This is a genomic window from Yersinia kristensenii (genome assembly GCF_900460525.1).
GTDB classification, from domain to species: Bacteria; Pseudomonadota; Gammaproteobacteria; order Enterobacterales; family Enterobacteriaceae; genus Yersinia; species Yersinia kristensenii.
In genome coordinates, this window is the sequence record NZ_UHIY01000001.1 from 2,967,334 (window position 1) to 2,982,468 (window position 15,135).

Sequence of the window (15,135 nt, forward strand, 5' to 3'; positions counted from 1 at the left end):
TCCACAATGTTTTAAATAAGTCATAAGGGATTCAAATAGGTCATAAGGTCAGTTAACCCCTCGCCGGTTTGCGCCGAGGTAATAAAAATATGCTGTGCGCCCGCTTGAGTGAGGCAGTCCGCCGCCCAGCTCAGTTGATTTGGGTGGCTGACGGTATCGGCTTTGCTGATAATGCCAATCACCGGCTTATTGAAAACCTGTGCCAGCATCGGGGCAAACCAGCTCTGTGTTGCATCGGCATTTTGTACCAACCCCACTACATCGGCCTCACAAGCACTCGCCAGTAACGCACTGTATAAACAGCGGTTTTCCAGATACTCGCCCGGTGTGTCTATGGCATTGTCCTGCCAGATAATGGACTGGGTTTTCTGGTAATTCAGCGCCTCACCGTGTAAACGCTGAATCAGCGAAGTTTTGCCGCACTGACTGGGGCCAATCAACATGATGCGCTGCATGGCATTAAGTCCGGGTCATCGGACAGGCGGTAAATTTCATCATGTCGCCCAAAGTGTGAATCACCTGTTTTAGGGCGTATTCCACTGCGGAAACATCGCCGGTAAACACCACTGCGCCAGTGAAGCGGTCAATAAAACCAATCTCAACCGCGCCAGATTTGGTGGCGATATCACTGGCAATAATCGAGGCCTCACTGGGGGTAATCGTCAGAATGCCGATGGCGCTACTGATATCGTTTAGCCCCAGTTTTTTGTAAAGTGCCTTATTCGGGTTGGCTATCAGATGCGCCAGAGTGATCTGTTTGCCGGGGACATATTCCTGAATCACGCGCTCGGGGGTACTGTTGGTTTCCATCATGCCTCCTGAACTAACTGACGCCACAGCGCCTCATGGGGACGTGGGATCACTGAACTGTAAATCAATAATCCCTTTTCACCGGCACATTGGCTGGCGACCTCGACGGCGGTTTGTACATCGGCAATATCGCCACTCAGTACCTGATAACATTTGCCGCCGATACCAAAAGCCATATGAATGCGCACCAGAGTGACATTGGCGGCTTTCACCGCTCGGTCGGCAGCAGTGATGCAGGCCACCACACTCCAGGTTTCCACCACACCTGCCGCCTGGCGGTTCTCCACCAGATTAAGGCCGCTGATGGCGGGTAATACTGACGAGTGAAGATTGGGCAGCACGATGCTGTCGACCAATAAATGCCCGCTGTGCTGTTCACCATTTTGCACCGATTGCGTCACTGCTCCGATGTCGCCCCCGACCATCAATAAATACTTGCCGGGGCACAGCGTTTTGCTGACCAACAGGTCGACGTTAGCGCTTTTCAGCATCAGGTCGCAGACTTCCATCCCTTTGGCGATACTGCTTAATTCAACAATTCCAATGGCTTGTGACATGCCGATTCCTCTTTAAAAAACACGGTCAGCCGCGGCTTAGGGTGATGGCGCTGTTACTGATGGCCGTGATGACACCACTGATACTGGCGTGTAGCGGTGCGCCCAAGGCACCATGCGGGATTTGCCCAATCAACTGGCCGTGTTCTACCCGCTCACCCACGGTGACGATAGCTTCTGTGGATGCGCCGATATGCTGACGCAACGGCAAAATCACCTGTTGCGGGCAATAGCTTTCCTCACTGAAAGGCGCGGCTTGATACCAGTCAGTCAGGTCTAATCGGGTAATCAGCCGTGATGTCGGCACCAGGCGGTAATTTGCCATTGGGTCAGCTTCCCGCAGTTCTCCTTGATAGCGTGCCCCTTGGGCACGTAACTGGGTTTTCAGCAGGCGGTTAATGCGCATCGGTGAGATATCCACCGGGCAGGCATAGCTTTCACACAGGCTGCATTCCGAGCAGGTGAGGGCGCTGAGCAAAATATCGGGTGTAGCAACGTGTTGATAAATAATCGCCCGCACCAGCAGATGCGGCGGTAGTTCATGGCCGATAAGGTGGCGTGGGCAGAGTTCAGTACACATGCGGCATTGCTCACAGACGGTGCGGGCGATGGCCAGTACATCCCTATCACTGCGAGCGCGGCGGGTGATCAACAGATGAGAGGCTGGCAGCACCAGCAGGCCGCCAGTGGTTTTGGTCACCGGCTGATCGAGGTCATGCAGCGCATGGCCCATCATTGGGCCGCCATTGATATAGGCCGGATTATTAATGGTCACGCCACCGGCTAACGCCAATACTTCGCGCAGGGAAGTTCCTAATGGCACGGTCAAGGTTAAGGGTCGCGCCACCGCACCGTTGACGGTCAGAGTGCGGCGGGTCACTGGCCATTGCTGTTCCACTGCCCGAGCCACATTGAGCAAAGTTTGCACATTATTGACCACCACCCCAATGCTGATGGGCAGTGCGGCGGGCGGAACCCGACGGCCGGTTGCTAGCCAGATGGTGATCACTTCATCACCGGCGGGGTAAACATCAGGTAAAATATGCAGCCGAATTTGCGGTGGCAGCAGCGGCGTCAGCGCCGCAATCGCCTCGCCATACTTGGCTTTCAGTGCAATGATGCCTTCGCGTGCACCGGTTGCCACCATGCCATACAGCACGCCGCGCACCAGCCGTGCCGCTTGACGCGGGATCAATTGCTGATCCACCTTCAACATAGGTTCACACTCAGCGGCATTGACCAGAAAAATGTCTGCCTGCGCCTGTAACTTCACCGCAGTGGGGAATCCAGCCCCACCGGCCCCGACCACCCCGGCATCGCACACCCGCTGTTGGATAGTGGCGGCGTCACATGGTGTCAGTTGGCCATAAGCGGGTGGCGAGCGCAGCACGTTGGCCTCCGGCATCTGAATATCACTCATAAAGCGCCTCGATAATTCCACGGATATCTTGGCGGTCAGCTGCGCGCGGGTTAGTACGCAATGTCACGTCGGCCTGAGCGGCAGTAATCATGTCTGGAATCTGTTGCTGCAACTGGCGTTCATTGACTTTCATCGCCGCCAACGGCTGAGGCAGCCCGCACTGGCGTTTCAGTAATTCTATTTGGTGAATAAGTTGATTCACCGCGCCGCGCTCGTCGCCATTGGCCGGGCTGAAATGACACAATTTCGCCAGCCGCGCATAGCGTTTCCGCGCCCGCGCATCGGCGGCGTTAAAGCGAATTACCGGCACCAGCAGCAGGGCATTCGCCAAGCCGTGAGCAATGTGGAATTGACCGCCCAATTGGTGGGCGATGGCATGATTAATTCCCAGCCCCGCCTGGCTGAATGCGATGCCAGCCAGTGTCGAGGCATTGTGCATTTTTCCACGAGTTATCAGGCAATCGCCCTTACGGCAGGCGGTTGCCAAATGACGAAATACCAGTTGCACCGCTTTCTCTGCCAGCGCATCGGTAAAATCACTGGCACGCGGTGAAACATAGGCTTCCAGCGCATGAGTCAGCACGTCCAACCCGGTATTGGCGGTAATTTCAGGCGGCACACTGGCCACCAGTGCCGCATCCAAAATGGCGATATCAGGATAAATTTCATCGTCAAATATCGGATATTTAATATTTTTTTCCGGGTCACTTATCACGCAAGCGCTGGTGACTTCCGAGCCGGTGCCGCTGGTGGTCGGGATGGCAATACAGGTTTCTATCTCCAGCCCCTGTTTACGGCTAAACCAGACAATGGCTTTGGCGGCATCCAGTGCTGAACCACCACCAAAACCAATCACAATGTCGGGGCGCAGCGCTTGCATCTGCTCAATCCCTTTGACCACCGTGGCGATGTTCGGGTCGGGGGTGATATCGCTGAACAAGGTTATCTGGTTGTCAGCGGGTAGCGCTTGTTTGAGCTTATCCAACAGCGGGGAGGTCGCCAAAAAGCCGTCGCAAATTATCCAGATTTTGCGCTGATGAAAGCGTTGCAGCACCTTGAGGCTGCCTTCCCCGCTATAAATGCGTGTTTGCAGGAAAAAAGTTTTCATACGTCCTCGCTCAGCGAATGGAGAAACCGTTAGTCAGTACACAGCGGCGTTGACGGGCAAAAGTGCGCGCCGAAGTGGTGCCTTCTCCGGTAGGAGTGGCGATGGTAAAGGTGGTAAAGCCCTCACCGCCGACGCCGATCCCGGCATAGGACGGGCCGTTTTTGACGAAAATGGAGGTTTGCAATAGGCGCGCGGCTAGATTTAGGCGCGAGACATTCTGCGAATGCATGGTCGCGGTATGATGCAGACCGCCCTCGACGTGCAGTGCCAGTGTCAGGGCCGCATCAAAATCCTTTACCCGCACCACCGGTAACAGCGGCATCAATTGTTCGGTGGTGACTAAGGGGTCGTCACCGGCCACTTCGACCAGCAACAGGCGCGGGGCTTTAGCCGGGCAGGCGATGCCAGCCGCTTGCAGCAGTTCAATTGGGCTTTTACCGACCAGGTTTTTATTAGCATGGCCCTGTGGGGTCAGGCAGGCTTTGCGTAGGCTGTCGACCTCTTGCGGATTGCTTATCAGTAATGCATCGAAGGCCTGCATCTGTTGCAATAAACGGTCGGCAACACTTTCCACCACAATCAAGCTTTTCTCGGCAATACAGGGGAGGTTGTAGTCGAATGAAGCTCCGGCGACGATATCCTGCGCCGCTTTGACTAACTCGGCAGTTTCATCCACCAGGCAAGGCGGGTTACCGGCACCGGCCCCAATCACTTTCTTGCCACTTTTCATGCCCATGGCGACAATGGCTGGGCCACCCGTGATGGCGAGCAAAGCAATTTTGTCATGGGCCATCATCTGTTGAGTGGCTTCAAAACTCGGATCTTTCACTGTCACGACCAGATTGCGAATACCGCAACTGTTGAAAATGATCTCTTCGATTTGGGCGATCAAATCCAGTGACACGGCTTTAGCGCCAGGGTGTGGGCTGAAATACACTGCATTACCGGCTGCTAACATACTGATACTGTTATTGATAATGGTTTCGGTCGGGTTGGTGCTGGGGGCGACCGAACCAATGACGCCAAAGGGCGAATATTCGAATAACACCATGCCGCCGTCGCCGGTCAGCGCGGTGGTGGACAAGTCTTCAATACCCGGTGTGTTTTCCAGTGCCGCTCTATTTTTCAGGATTTTATCTTCTTTATTACCCATGCCGGTTTCACTGGCACCGCGCTCAGATAGAGAGACGAGTTGTGACTTTAGCTGTTCACGAATAGCGCTGATAATGGCGCTACGGGTTTTCATTGGGCTTTGCTGATAGCGCAAAAACGCGCTGTGAGCGGCATTGATGGCTTCATCCACACTGGCAAAAATGGCGCTGGAGGCAGAGGCCGTTACCGGCGTCAGTTGCTCGGTGAGGATGGTGCGAATGAGAGATTCAAGGTCATTGGTATTCATTATTCATTCCTCAGATGTAAAGCCGATATGGCCGCTTCTGCTATGTGCATATCTTGTTCGACACTACCGCCGCTTATCCCTAGCCCGCCCACTAATTGGCCGTTGCGCCACAGCGGGTAGCCGCCACCAAAACTCACCACTTTGCCGCCGGTGCTGGCCTCCAGTTGGAACAGGTCGGCCCCCGGTTGCACCGCAGCACTCAGCTGGTGGGTGGCGGTTTTTAAAGCAACGGCGGTCCAGGCCTTTTTAGGTGCCAGTTCACTGCTCACTAGCAGGGTATCGGGCATGCGGTAGGTCATAATCAGGTTGCCGTGGCGGTCGGTCAGTGCCACAACTACAGCAATCTGTAATGTCATGGCGGCCTCAACGGCTAACTTAACTAGCTGGTGAACATCAGAAAATCCTAGTTCTGCGGTGGTGGGCTGAGTCAGCGGCGGTGTTGGCTTTTCTACGGTTGCCGCCAGATAACGGGCCACCACGGTTTGTGCTGTTTGCTGTAATTGCTGGCGTTGATCTTCATCACGGGCCAGGGCATACAAGCAATCGGATAGCCGGTTAAGGTATTGCAATAACACCGGGCGCACTGGCACTTGCTCGGCCAGCTCTATTAATCGCCTTTCACAACGCCGTGCCAGAGTGCGGGCAAAATGCAAGCGGCTCCCGGCTTCGGTGTTACCGGGCAGGATAAAACCGTGCACCGGCGGCAGTTGCGCCATGCAGCGATCCACCGCCTGTTCCAGCGCTTGAATATCTTGTTCGCGAATACTTTTTCGCCCACTGGGCGGGGTTTCGATACCCTCACTGGCCAGCTCGGCGCTGAAATAAAACAGCTGATGTTGCACGGCATCAAGTAACTGAAGGTTTTCAGCGCCTTGCGCTACGCGGGCACACAGGCTAAGTGCTGCATTCAGTTCATCCAAGGTGCCGTAGGTTTCCACCCGAGGATGACTTTTTTTGACTCGCTGGCCGGTGAACAGGGCGGTGGTGCCCGCATCACCGGTTTTGGTATAGATGCTCATAAAATCACCGTTTAATCAGTAAGAACAGTCATCATCAGTAAGAGCATTCATCGACGATGGCGACAATCGCCAGGTCGATAGCATCATTCGGTTCGGCAAAAACGCGCCGAGCGCTGGAACCTCCGGATAGCAGCACCAGTTCGCCCTGACCCGCACCGACCGAATCGACCGCCACTTCATCCGGCGTGTTGCTGTCCGCTGGCAAGGAGCCATCGCCGGCGACACGGCGCACCAACAGCAGTTTCTTACCAATCAGCGTCGGTGACTTTTGCGTTGAGACCACAGAACCTACCACTCGGGCCAGTTGCATGATTTACTCCTGCCTTAACAGTTGAATGTGACGGGCTGACAGGGTTTCCTGTGCCAGCGGTGTAACCAACGTGGGGTGGTCAATCAGCAACCAACCGGGGTCAAGTGTGGCAATATCGCGATAACTCAATACCTGGCCTGCATGTAGCCGCACCGCCAGACCTTGGTTGTCACTGAAGCTCAGTGGCAATGGGCGCAGTGCCGCCGAGGGCAGGGCGGGTAGCAGTTGGCGGTGCAGGCTGATATGTACTTTCATGCCCCACGACCAGGCCTCATTCAGCGCCGCCACCGCCGGGCAAGTGGCATCGAACTGCGCCAACCGGTGGATAAACGCCAAATCCGGCAACATTAAATGCAGCGTGGCATAGTGCGTGAATACCGAGGAATCCAGCCCGGCGCGTAGCTGCGGCAGCCGTAGGGCGTGAACCCGACGTTCGCGCTCAGCCAACCGCGTGACAATCTGGCTGACCAGTTGTTCGGTTTGCGCCTGAGTCAGATTCATGGCTGCGCTGTCCGTGACGGGCCTAATAACGTGGCGAACGCGGCGGGGTCGTCAGCGCCAGCCGCATTGGCCTCATCGGTATCAATGTGCATTTCCAGTTTCATTTGCGGTGACACACGGATAGCCACATCGTCCAAAATCAACCGCCGCCCGCTCCCCTGAATTGCCACCTGCACCCGGTCACCGTGTTTGACCCGATAGATAAGGGCATCCAGCGGTGACATATGAATATGGCGCAGCGCTACAATCACACCGTGCGGTAATTCCAGCTCGCCATACGGGCTGACCAGCCGGATAGCGGGCGTATCGTCCAGATTGCCCGACATCCGCAGCGGCGCATTGATCCCCAATGTGCGCGCGTCAGTGCGGGAGATTTCAACCTGGCTGTGACTGCGCAGCGGGCCAAGAATACGCACATTTTTTAAGCTGCCTTTCGGCCCGATCAAGGTTACCGTCTGTTCGGCGGCATACTGACCGGGCTGGAGCAGCGCTTTTTTCTCCATCAGCGGCTGGTCGGGGAACAATTGTTGGTAATCCTGCACCGAGAGGTGCAGGTGTCGATTGGAAACCCCAAGCGGGATCGGACGAAGACGCATTTCGTCGAGGATCTTACTGACAACGGGTTCCAGTAACGCTTTTTCCATCAGACTTTTCCTCGTTTACCCAAGTGGATACAGCGAAAGCGAGGCTCACCTTTATGGCGTCGGCAAACCGGATCGAGGCAGAGATTGCAGCTCACGCGCAGAGCTGGCAGGGCCTCACTTTCTGCACTTTTTATTTCCATATCCTGAGCCATTATTGCCACATCCAAGGCTACGCCAGGTTCATCGTCGCTGGCGGCATTGGCCGGTGGTGAGATTGGTGCTGCCTCTGCCTCCTCTTCTTCGAATGCGGGTATTTCAGGGATAATCACCTCGATGACGACCGCTGGAGCAGGTTCGCTCAAGGTTGTCGGTTTGGCGGTTATCGGCTCAAGTTTGGCTGTTTGCCAGTGCGCCATCAGGGCATCCGCCGGGCGGGCCAATACTGCGCTTGAGACCAGACCATGATGCTGCTGGGCAAAGGCGGCACCGGTGCTGATTGCCGCCTGAACTGAAGCCACATCACCGGTCAGGCGGATTAGCATCCAGCCGGAACCGTTGGTTTTTTCTATACCTATCAGGTTGATAGATGCTGACTTTGCCATCGCATCCGCCGCACCAATCGCCAGCGCTAAACCGCTAACTTCCAGTAAACCCAGTGACGTTTTCACACAGTGCTCCTCTTCTTACCCTTAGGCAGAGGTCGGTAAAATGGCTTCTACATCACTGTGTGGGCGCGGGATAACATGGCAAGATTTCACTTCACCCACCGCGCTGGCGGCCGCCGAGCCGGCATCAACGGCAGCTTTCACTGCGCCAACATCGCCGCGAACCATGACAGTGACCAGGCCGGAGCCGATTTTTTCGTAGCCCACCAGTTGGACATTGGCGGATTTGACCATGGCGTCAGCCGCTTCGATGGCCGCGACCAGACCTTTGGTTTCGATAAGTCCTAATGCGTTATTCATATTTCTCTATCCTTCATCGGGGTTATAGGGGGGGGACTTTAGAGTGAAAACTTAAACGGTAGACCTTTAACCAGTCGGGCGGCGTTGTTACCCAACCGCCGTAATTGGTCTTCGTTCTGCTCGCGTTCCTGCCGAAATAGCGGGTTGGCGGGCGGTAAATGACGAAAATGCACAATCACTTCGTCGGCAGAACATGCCAGCCCCACCAATAATGGAGAGCGGGTCGCCGCCTGCCAGGCGCGTTGTATGGCATCCGTGTCATCGTCTTGCTGCCATTGCCAGGGAATACCTTCCTCCTCAATCCCCAGTAATACCTGGTGCCAAATCGCCTCAGGGGTTGACGAAGTTAGGCTGATAACAATCGCGGGTGCATCTTGGGTAAAGTTCATCAATAACTCTCCCGCTGATAGGCCAGAATCAGCCCGGTGGCAACCGCATTACGCGGGCCTTCACTAGCACGGATATTGCCGCGACCAGCCACCAGCTTGTAGTGGGAGAGAGCGTCGGTCACCAATTGTGGGATTTCGAAGTCCAGCGAGGAGCCGCCAACCAGCACCACGAAGGGGATATCGCGGATATTGCCGGTCGGGCTGACTTGACGTAGGGCGCGAAGCGCATTAGTGACAAATACCCGCTCTTTGGCAGAACGGCGGATATTGCGCACTTTTTCCAGTGCGTAATCCCCCGGCAGAGGGGTCAGACCTTCCGGTTTAACCACCACCAATCGGGCAAAAACTTCGGGCGGCAGCGGTTGTGGGAAGAACTGAACGCTGCCGTCTTCGTGGCGCAGGTGGAACAGACTTTCCACTTTTGCCAAGGGATATTTTTTGATGTCTTCGGCCAAATAGCGGTCTTGCAAATCCAGTTCAGAGGCGATGATCATCGTGACCATGTCCCCGGCTCCTGCCAGATGGGTGGCAACGATTTGACCCTGCGCATTGATGATAGAGGCATCGGTAGATCCAGCCCCTAAATCGAGGATGGCGAGTGGCCGCCGCGTCCCTGGTGTGGTCAGCGCGCCGAGTATCGCCGCTTCGGCCTCCGCCCCCCCGACCTGTACCTCAATATTTAGGTTCTTTTTGATTTCACTGGCGATGTGTGCCATTTGCAGGCGATCAGATTTCACCATTGAGGCGATACCCACCGCCTGTTCAAGCGAAAACTCTCCCGCCAGACCGCCGGTGACATTGACTGGCACCGCCGTGTCAACCGCCAACAAATCTTGAATGAAGATCTCACTGGTCGGTTTGTTGGTCAGTTCGGCCATGGTTTGGCGCACGTGCTCAAGCATGCCGCCGATATTGGTACCGGCTTCGCCACTGACATTATCCAGATGCCGGAAGCTGTTGACCGCAGTCATGATAGCTTCAGCACCGGTGGCGACATCCACCCGCAGGGTACGGCCATTGGCAAATAGCTCCAAATGACCCGCCGGAATAGAACGGGCTTTAACATCGCCCTCGGGTGTTTTCACCACCACCGCAGAGCGCGTGCCAATTAAGGCGCGTGCCACTGGGACGATGTTTTTGGTTTCTTCGGCATTGAGTTCAAATACGGTGGCAATACCATAAGGGTTTGAAAGGGTTTCAATCACTTGACCCGGCATGGCAACTTCAACTGCCGCCAGCATACCCATCGGGATGCGGTCGATATGCAAGACTTCATCGACGATGGGCAATGGATGCGTGAGGCGGTTACTGACCAGCACCCCATCATCCCGTTGCAGGATAATCGCGGTAATGTGGTATCCAGCGCCGTGAGCCGCATTCACCACAGCCGCAACATCGGCAAAATCAACCGCTGAAGGCACCACCAGAATGTAAGGCCGGGTAGGGTCGCGAGTGACCAGCTCATCAATCGTGATGGTTACCCCAACGCCCAACCCCAGCCCACCGGGAGTTTTCGGATTGTGGCCTATCATGGTGGATTCAGTGATGATGGTTTCAGTAATGGTTTCCATCGCCACATCACCAATGACCGGGGTCGCCTCGTTGATGCGGATTAGACTGATATCACTCAGCGCGATACCGGCCTTTTCCACCAACATATTTAGCGCCTTATTGATGCCGAAAATGTTGCGTTGCGTCCCTTTGACACCGGTGGTTTCGGTTAGGGTACTGGTAACAAAGTGCAACTGACCATCAGCCATGCATTGTGCCAATGCGACTTCTGTTGATGAGTTGCCGATGTCTACCCCGACGATGTAATCCATATCTCTTACCTTAAGTTGCTGACAGTAACACCCCTCTGATTTAGCCGAGGTGAGCGAAGGGCTTATATGTCTAGGGGCGCTCCGGCGGCTCACGCCGCTACGACCCCAACGACCTATTTCCCTTCGTTTGATATCGCCAAATTAATCGTCGCCTTTTAGCTTCTTGCGCTGGAGATACAACACGGCAGCTTCGCGCACGAAAGCGGCGCAAATGGTCGCTTTGTAGGTCTGTTCCAACTCATCAGCGATGGCATTCAACTCTTCTTTGCTGGAGCGGAATGGGCGCAGGGCGTTGTAGATATCCAGCACCTTGTCATCCGGTACCGCGGTCAGCTCGGCTGCACGCTCAAAGTTCATTGCCAGCAGCGGGCGGCCCGCATCTTTAGCAATAGAGGCTTGAATTCGCAGGATTTCTGGGGTAATACGCAAATCCTGTGAAGTGACACTGCCGTTTAAGACGTTCGCCAGCGTCAGGTCATCCAGTGTTTTATTGGTGGCGGTTTTCACCCAGTCAGGGTGTTTATTCGCCAACGGATAATCTGAGACTTTGGCATCACTGCGCGAACTGGCCGCGGGAGCACTCGCGGCAGTTGGCGTTTGGCTTTGCAAGCTGTTCATCTTGCTCAGCACATCGCGAACCATGGATTCAATAGCTTCGGAATTCATTGTGTTTTCCTTAATTAAAGCGCCACCCGGAGTTCCTGAGGATTCTTGCCGATCACCACATACTTGGTTTCTTTAATATGCAGAATCGCGGATTTGGCCTGATATTTTGGCCGTGCCATTTGGTCATTCAGGGTCGGAACCGGTTGTGGTGATTCCCGCTTGGCGTAACGAGCGGCGTTTTTACCAATCTGGCGATAGGTTTCCAGTGTCAGCAATGGGGCTTGCGGGAATAGCTCTAAATTCGAGAGCGGCGGCAAACCTTGCTGATGAATCACCGTGGTGCCTTTTGACTGGATACCGATAGAAATCCCAGAACCACTCAGGCGGTTGCCTTCTACCGCGACAAAAGCCACGTCGGAGGATTTAAAGCAGCGGATCACCCGCGCCTTGATCCCTTCTTCTTCGATACCAGCAATCACTTCGCGCAGAATGTTTTTGTGCGATAAACCGACGATATTGGCGGTTTGCGACAAGCCAAATGCCGGACCGACGGCAATAATCACTTCATCCTGATGAGTGCCGGGACGGGCTTCACCCACTTCAGTGAGAAAATCCCCGGACGCAACAGCCGCTGCTGCAGGCTGGGTTTCTTGCTTAAAGGAAACAGTATTTTTGTCTCCCTGCATTTCCTGCAATACGCCTTCAATAATTTGGCGTAACAGTTTTTCGTTAATATCCACCATCTCGTGAACCCCTTAGCCAAGCTCATTCGGATCAAGCGCGTTTGGAATATTTTTAATTTCTTCCCAACGTGCACCTTCCAGCCGGTAACCGGTAGCTGGCCCCGCGTAGTCATTGACGTCATTCACCGCCGACAACACTTGGTTATTACCTTTGATGATTGCCGAGGTATGCAGGTAGTCGCCGGCAATTTTGGCTTTCTGGATGTTAAGCATGTCTTGCGCCACATCTTCAAAGCCGCCTTGCGCCAGGGCTTTCACGACTTCCAGACCGGTGCGGTTTTTGCTGATAATTTCCTGAGCGAACTTGATGTCTTCGACGATGTTACGTTCCGGCATATCTTTCGAGCCGTGGGCATAAGTCGCGGCAATCACTTCTTCGTCAGTGATTGGCGGCAAGCCCATCCCAGCAAATACAGCTTGCAGGGCGCGCGCGGCTTTATTGCGAATCGCCACCACGTCAGCTTCCAATACCGGACGCAGGCCACCATCGACTTTCAGGTCGCGCTGCATGACGTTGTAATCGTCAAAATCTTCGGCATCTTCGTTGGAGCCCGCGAACATGTTGTCGTAGTTCGGTACCGCAGAATAACCAGAGGAGATAAAGTCAGTCCCCGGCAGGAACTGCATCAGCAGACGAGCAGTACGGCGCATATCTGAGTGGGTAAAGGTTTGGTCGTTACTGGAGGCGCATTCCAAATCCAGCGCCGAACAAATCAGGTTTTCGGCCAGAATGGCGCGAATGCCCGATGGCACCGCAGACGGCACGCCGACACAACTGACGGAGCCGTTTTGCAGCCCCTGAACCCCGGCGGCTTTGGTGATATAAATACAGCGCGCTTCGAGATACAGCATGGATTTGCCTTCGGCATAGCCCATTTGCACTTCAGAGCCGGAGCCGGAGGTAAAGCGCATTTTCAAGCCGCGAGAGGCATAAGATGAGGCGAGAAAGCCTTTTGACCATGGCGTATCATCGCCGTCGGTAAACACCGGCTCAGTGCCATAAACTGAAATAGTTTCGGCGTAACAGGTGTGGCCCAGCATCCCCAGTTTCAGCTCGGTGGCTTCTTCCAGCGAACATTGGGTCAGTACGCCGGGGCGGCCCACTTGTGATCCCACCAACAGCGCAATGGCGTTGAATGGCGCATAGCGGGCTACGGCCACCGTGGTTTCTTGCTCATCGAAACCACGGAATGCGCCTTCCGCCGCATCGGCGGCAATTTGCACCGGATTATCTTTCACGTTGGTCACGTGAGCTTGTTGTGATGGAGTCCGACGGGCGCGCATTTTCTGCATCGACATCATCATTTCCACCACGTTCATATGGGAAACCACCTCGACTATCTTGGCCGGAGTCATGGCGGTGGTCAGCGGCACAATAGTGCGGCGCGACACATTGGGGTCACACAGCATATTGGCCAACTTGATGGAATCCATCTTCATCACTTCTTCCGCGTGCTCCAGATTAATACCGTAGCGGGCGATAAAGTGGTCAATCAGGTCAAAACTGCTTTGTGGTTTGCCGTCTAGCTCGGTCACCACACCATTGACAATCTTGATGGAAGGTTTTGGATCATTCGGGCTTTCCATGGCAATAAAGCCTTCCTCGATCCATTCTTTGACAAAGCCGTCCTGATTAACCGGGCGTTTCGCCAACGCTTCAAATCTTTTCGATTTCATGAAACAGCCTCACTGTGGCGTCAGATATAAGACGGGCGGTCGTTTTTCGGTTCAGCACCTAAAGTGGCTAATACCGTTTTGCCAATCTCACGGGCAGAAATAACTGCCTGACGGACTGCGCCAGAATCGCCGGAGATAACCAGAATGACTTCGTTACTAAAGCTGGTGCCCTGTGCGGGGGAACTGTAAGCCACCACATCAACATTGGCGGATTTCACGGCGGTATCGGCCATCAAAACACCAATAGAAGCCGGTGCGCCGACAATCACGCCGCAAGAGCGGCCCAGTGGTGCGCCAAACGCTTTTTCCAGGGCATGACTGGCGCGGGCGCTGTATTGCAATTCAATGTGACCGGCTTCATTGGCATAAACGTCACCGAATGTCCGGTCTAACTCTTTCAATGCCACTTCGACGGCGCGTTTTACGTCAGAAACATCATCACCGCCGAAGATAATTAGCGAACCATGACCTGCGCCGCCTTTGGTATCACGGGGTAATTCAATACTGACCACCTCGGTATTGGTGGCTTTTACCGCTTCATCAGCCGCCATGATGTGTGGGCCAGCGCCGGTACGTGCGCCCAAAATACCAATTGAGCGATAACGTTTTTCCAGCTTCATGGCGTCCAATAGGGCGCTGTCTACGTTGGCGATCACCAGTCCGACGGTGTCGCCGATCGCGGTTCCAACAAATTCCGTTAAACTGCAAGTTTTCTCAGCCATAGCCGTATCTCGTTGTTTATAGGATGGTTGTACAGAAGACGCCGGGGCGTGCTCGCTGACTTTTGCTATCACCTGCGCCATGATTTGGTCAACCAGGTCATTGCTACTCATGGTTTACTTCCCTTGGGTAAAAAAGCTTCTACATCGGTATGGGGGCGGGGGATCACATGGGTAGATTTCACTTCGCCCACGTTAGCGGCGGCAATCGCGCCGGCATCAGTGGCGGCTTTAACTGCTCCCACGTCACCCCGGACGATAACGGTGACCAGGCCAGATCCAATTTTTTCATAGCCCACTAATGTCACATTGGCCGATTTCACCATGGTGTCAGCAGCCTCAATGGCTGCGGCCAACCCTTTGGTTTCCACCATTCCTAGTGCTTCTTGTTGCATATATACCTCGACGAATATCAGGTGCCCTTACCCGTCATACTTCAAGCTGCATGTGTGTTGGCTGCTTTCGTTCACCCCAGTCACTGACTGCCATTGACCTTAAAATCAATAAG

Annotated in this window: 19 protein-coding genes; all 19 read right to left on the bottom strand. The window is 54.6% G+C overall.

The annotated features are described in order from the left end of the window. Positions 1-20: 20 nt before the first annotated feature. The gene (locus DX162_RS13540) at positions 21-455 is read right to left on the bottom strand and encodes a EutP/PduV family microcompartment system protein (RefSeq protein WP_004388808.1); all 435 of its coding nucleotides are present in this window, start codon (positions 453-455) and stop codon (positions 21-23) included. A 4-nt stretch (positions 456-459) separates the two neighbouring features. After that, positions 460-810: a propanediol utilization microcompartment protein PduU gene (gene pduU, locus DX162_RS13545; RefSeq protein WP_032819023.1), complete on the bottom strand. Its 351-nt coding sequence runs from the start codon at positions 808-810 to the stop codon at positions 460-462. Next, complete coding sequence (locus DX162_RS13550; RefSeq protein ID WP_004388809.1) at positions 810-1,367, bottom strand: BMC domain-containing protein; 558 nt, start codon at positions 1,365-1,367, stop codon at positions 810-812. The genes pduU and DX162_RS13550 overlap by 1 nt, the downstream gene beginning before the upstream one ends. A 25-nt stretch (positions 1,368-1,392) precedes the next feature. Further along, positions 1,393-2,784 (bottom strand): 4Fe-4S dicluster domain-containing protein, encoded by a 1,392-nt coding sequence (locus DX162_RS13555; protein ID WP_032819024.1) that lies wholly within the window; start codon positions 2,782-2,784, stop codon positions 1,393-1,395. Continuing rightward, positions 2,777-3,892 carry a 1-propanol dehydrogenase PduQ gene (locus DX162_RS13560; protein ID WP_098081216.1) on the bottom strand — a complete coding sequence of 372 codons (1,116 nt, stop codon included), beginning with the start codon at positions 3,890-3,892 and terminating at the stop codon, positions 2,777-2,779. Before DX162_RS13560 ends, DX162_RS13555 begins: the two co-directional genes overlap by 8 nt. A 10-nt stretch (positions 3,893-3,902) precedes the next feature. Next, positions 3,903-5,291 (bottom strand): aldehyde dehydrogenase family protein, encoded by a 1,389-nt coding sequence (locus DX162_RS13565; RefSeq protein ID WP_004388813.1) that lies wholly within the window; start codon positions 5,289-5,291, stop codon positions 3,903-3,905. Further along, positions 5,291-6,310 (bottom strand): cob(I)yrinic acid a,c-diamide adenosyltransferase, encoded by a 1,020-nt coding sequence (locus DX162_RS13570; RefSeq protein WP_032819025.1) that lies wholly within the window; start codon positions 6,308-6,310, stop codon positions 5,291-5,293. Before DX162_RS13570 ends, DX162_RS13565 begins: the two co-directional genes overlap by 1 nt. A gap of 34 nt (positions 6,311-6,344) precedes the next feature. Next, a complete protein-coding gene (locus tag DX162_RS13575) occupies positions 6,345-6,620 on the bottom strand; it encodes a EutN/CcmL family microcompartment protein (RefSeq protein ID WP_004388814.1) in 276 nt (91 codons plus the stop codon). Between the two features lie 3 nt (positions 6,621-6,623). Then, positions 6,624-7,121, bottom strand: a complete 498-nt coding sequence (gene pduM / locus DX162_RS13580) for a microcompartment protein PduM (protein WP_032819026.1) — start codon at positions 7,119-7,121, stop codon at positions 6,624-6,626. Beyond that, on the bottom strand, positions 7,118-7,765 hold the full coding sequence (locus DX162_RS13585) for a phosphate propanoyltransferase (RefSeq protein ID WP_004388816.1): 648 nt from the start codon (positions 7,763-7,765) through the stop codon (positions 7,118-7,120). The genes pduM and DX162_RS13585 overlap by 4 nt, the downstream gene beginning before the upstream one ends. Continuing rightward, entirely contained in the window at positions 7,765-8,373 is a 609-nt protein-coding gene (locus tag DX162_RS13590; RefSeq protein ID WP_098081219.1) for a BMC domain-containing protein, read from the bottom strand. The genes DX162_RS13585 and DX162_RS13590 overlap by 1 nt, the downstream gene beginning before the upstream one ends. Before the next feature lie 21 nt (positions 8,374-8,394). Next, a complete protein-coding gene (gene pduJ / locus DX162_RS13595; protein ID WP_004388818.1) occupies positions 8,395-8,670 on the bottom strand; it encodes a propanediol utilization microcompartment protein PduJ in 276 nt (91 codons plus the stop codon). Positions 8,671-8,708: 38 nt separating this feature from the next. Beyond that, positions 8,709-9,059, bottom strand: coding sequence for a glycerol dehydratase reactivase beta/small subunit family protein (locus DX162_RS13600; RefSeq protein ID WP_032819027.1), 351 nt, complete (start codon positions 9,057-9,059; stop codon positions 8,709-8,711). Further along, positions 9,059-10,882, bottom strand: a complete 1,824-nt coding sequence (locus DX162_RS13605; protein ID WP_004388819.1) for a diol dehydratase reactivase subunit alpha — start codon at positions 10,880-10,882, stop codon at positions 9,059-9,061. The genes DX162_RS13600 and DX162_RS13605 overlap by 1 nt, the downstream gene beginning before the upstream one ends. A 141-nt stretch (positions 10,883-11,023) precedes the next feature. Continuing rightward, positions 11,024-11,548: a propanediol dehydratase small subunit PduE gene (gene pduE, locus DX162_RS13610; RefSeq protein WP_004388820.1), complete on the bottom strand. Its 525-nt coding sequence runs from the start codon at positions 11,546-11,548 to the stop codon at positions 11,024-11,026. Positions 11,549-11,562: 14 nt separating this feature from the next. Then, on the bottom strand, positions 11,563-12,228 hold the full coding sequence (locus tag DX162_RS13615; RefSeq protein WP_169311104.1) for a propanediol/glycerol family dehydratase medium subunit: 666 nt from the start codon (positions 12,226-12,228) through the stop codon (positions 11,563-11,565). A gap of 15 nt (positions 12,229-12,243) precedes the next feature. Next, a complete protein-coding gene (gene pduC / locus DX162_RS13620) occupies positions 12,244-13,908 on the bottom strand; it encodes a propanediol dehydratase large subunit PduC (RefSeq protein WP_004388822.1) in 1,665 nt (554 codons plus the stop codon). A gap of 20 nt (positions 13,909-13,928) precedes the next feature. Continuing rightward, positions 13,929-14,741 (bottom strand): propanediol utilization microcompartment protein PduB, encoded by an 813-nt coding sequence (gene pduB / locus DX162_RS13625; protein WP_032819028.1) that lies wholly within the window; start codon positions 14,739-14,741, stop codon positions 13,929-13,931. Continuing rightward, complete coding sequence (gene pduA / locus DX162_RS13630) at positions 14,738-15,022, bottom strand: propanediol utilization microcompartment protein PduA (RefSeq protein WP_004388824.1); 285 nt, start codon at positions 15,020-15,022, stop codon at positions 14,738-14,740. Before pduA ends, pduB begins: the two co-directional genes overlap by 4 nt. Between the last annotated feature and the right edge of the window lie 113 nt (positions 15,023-15,135).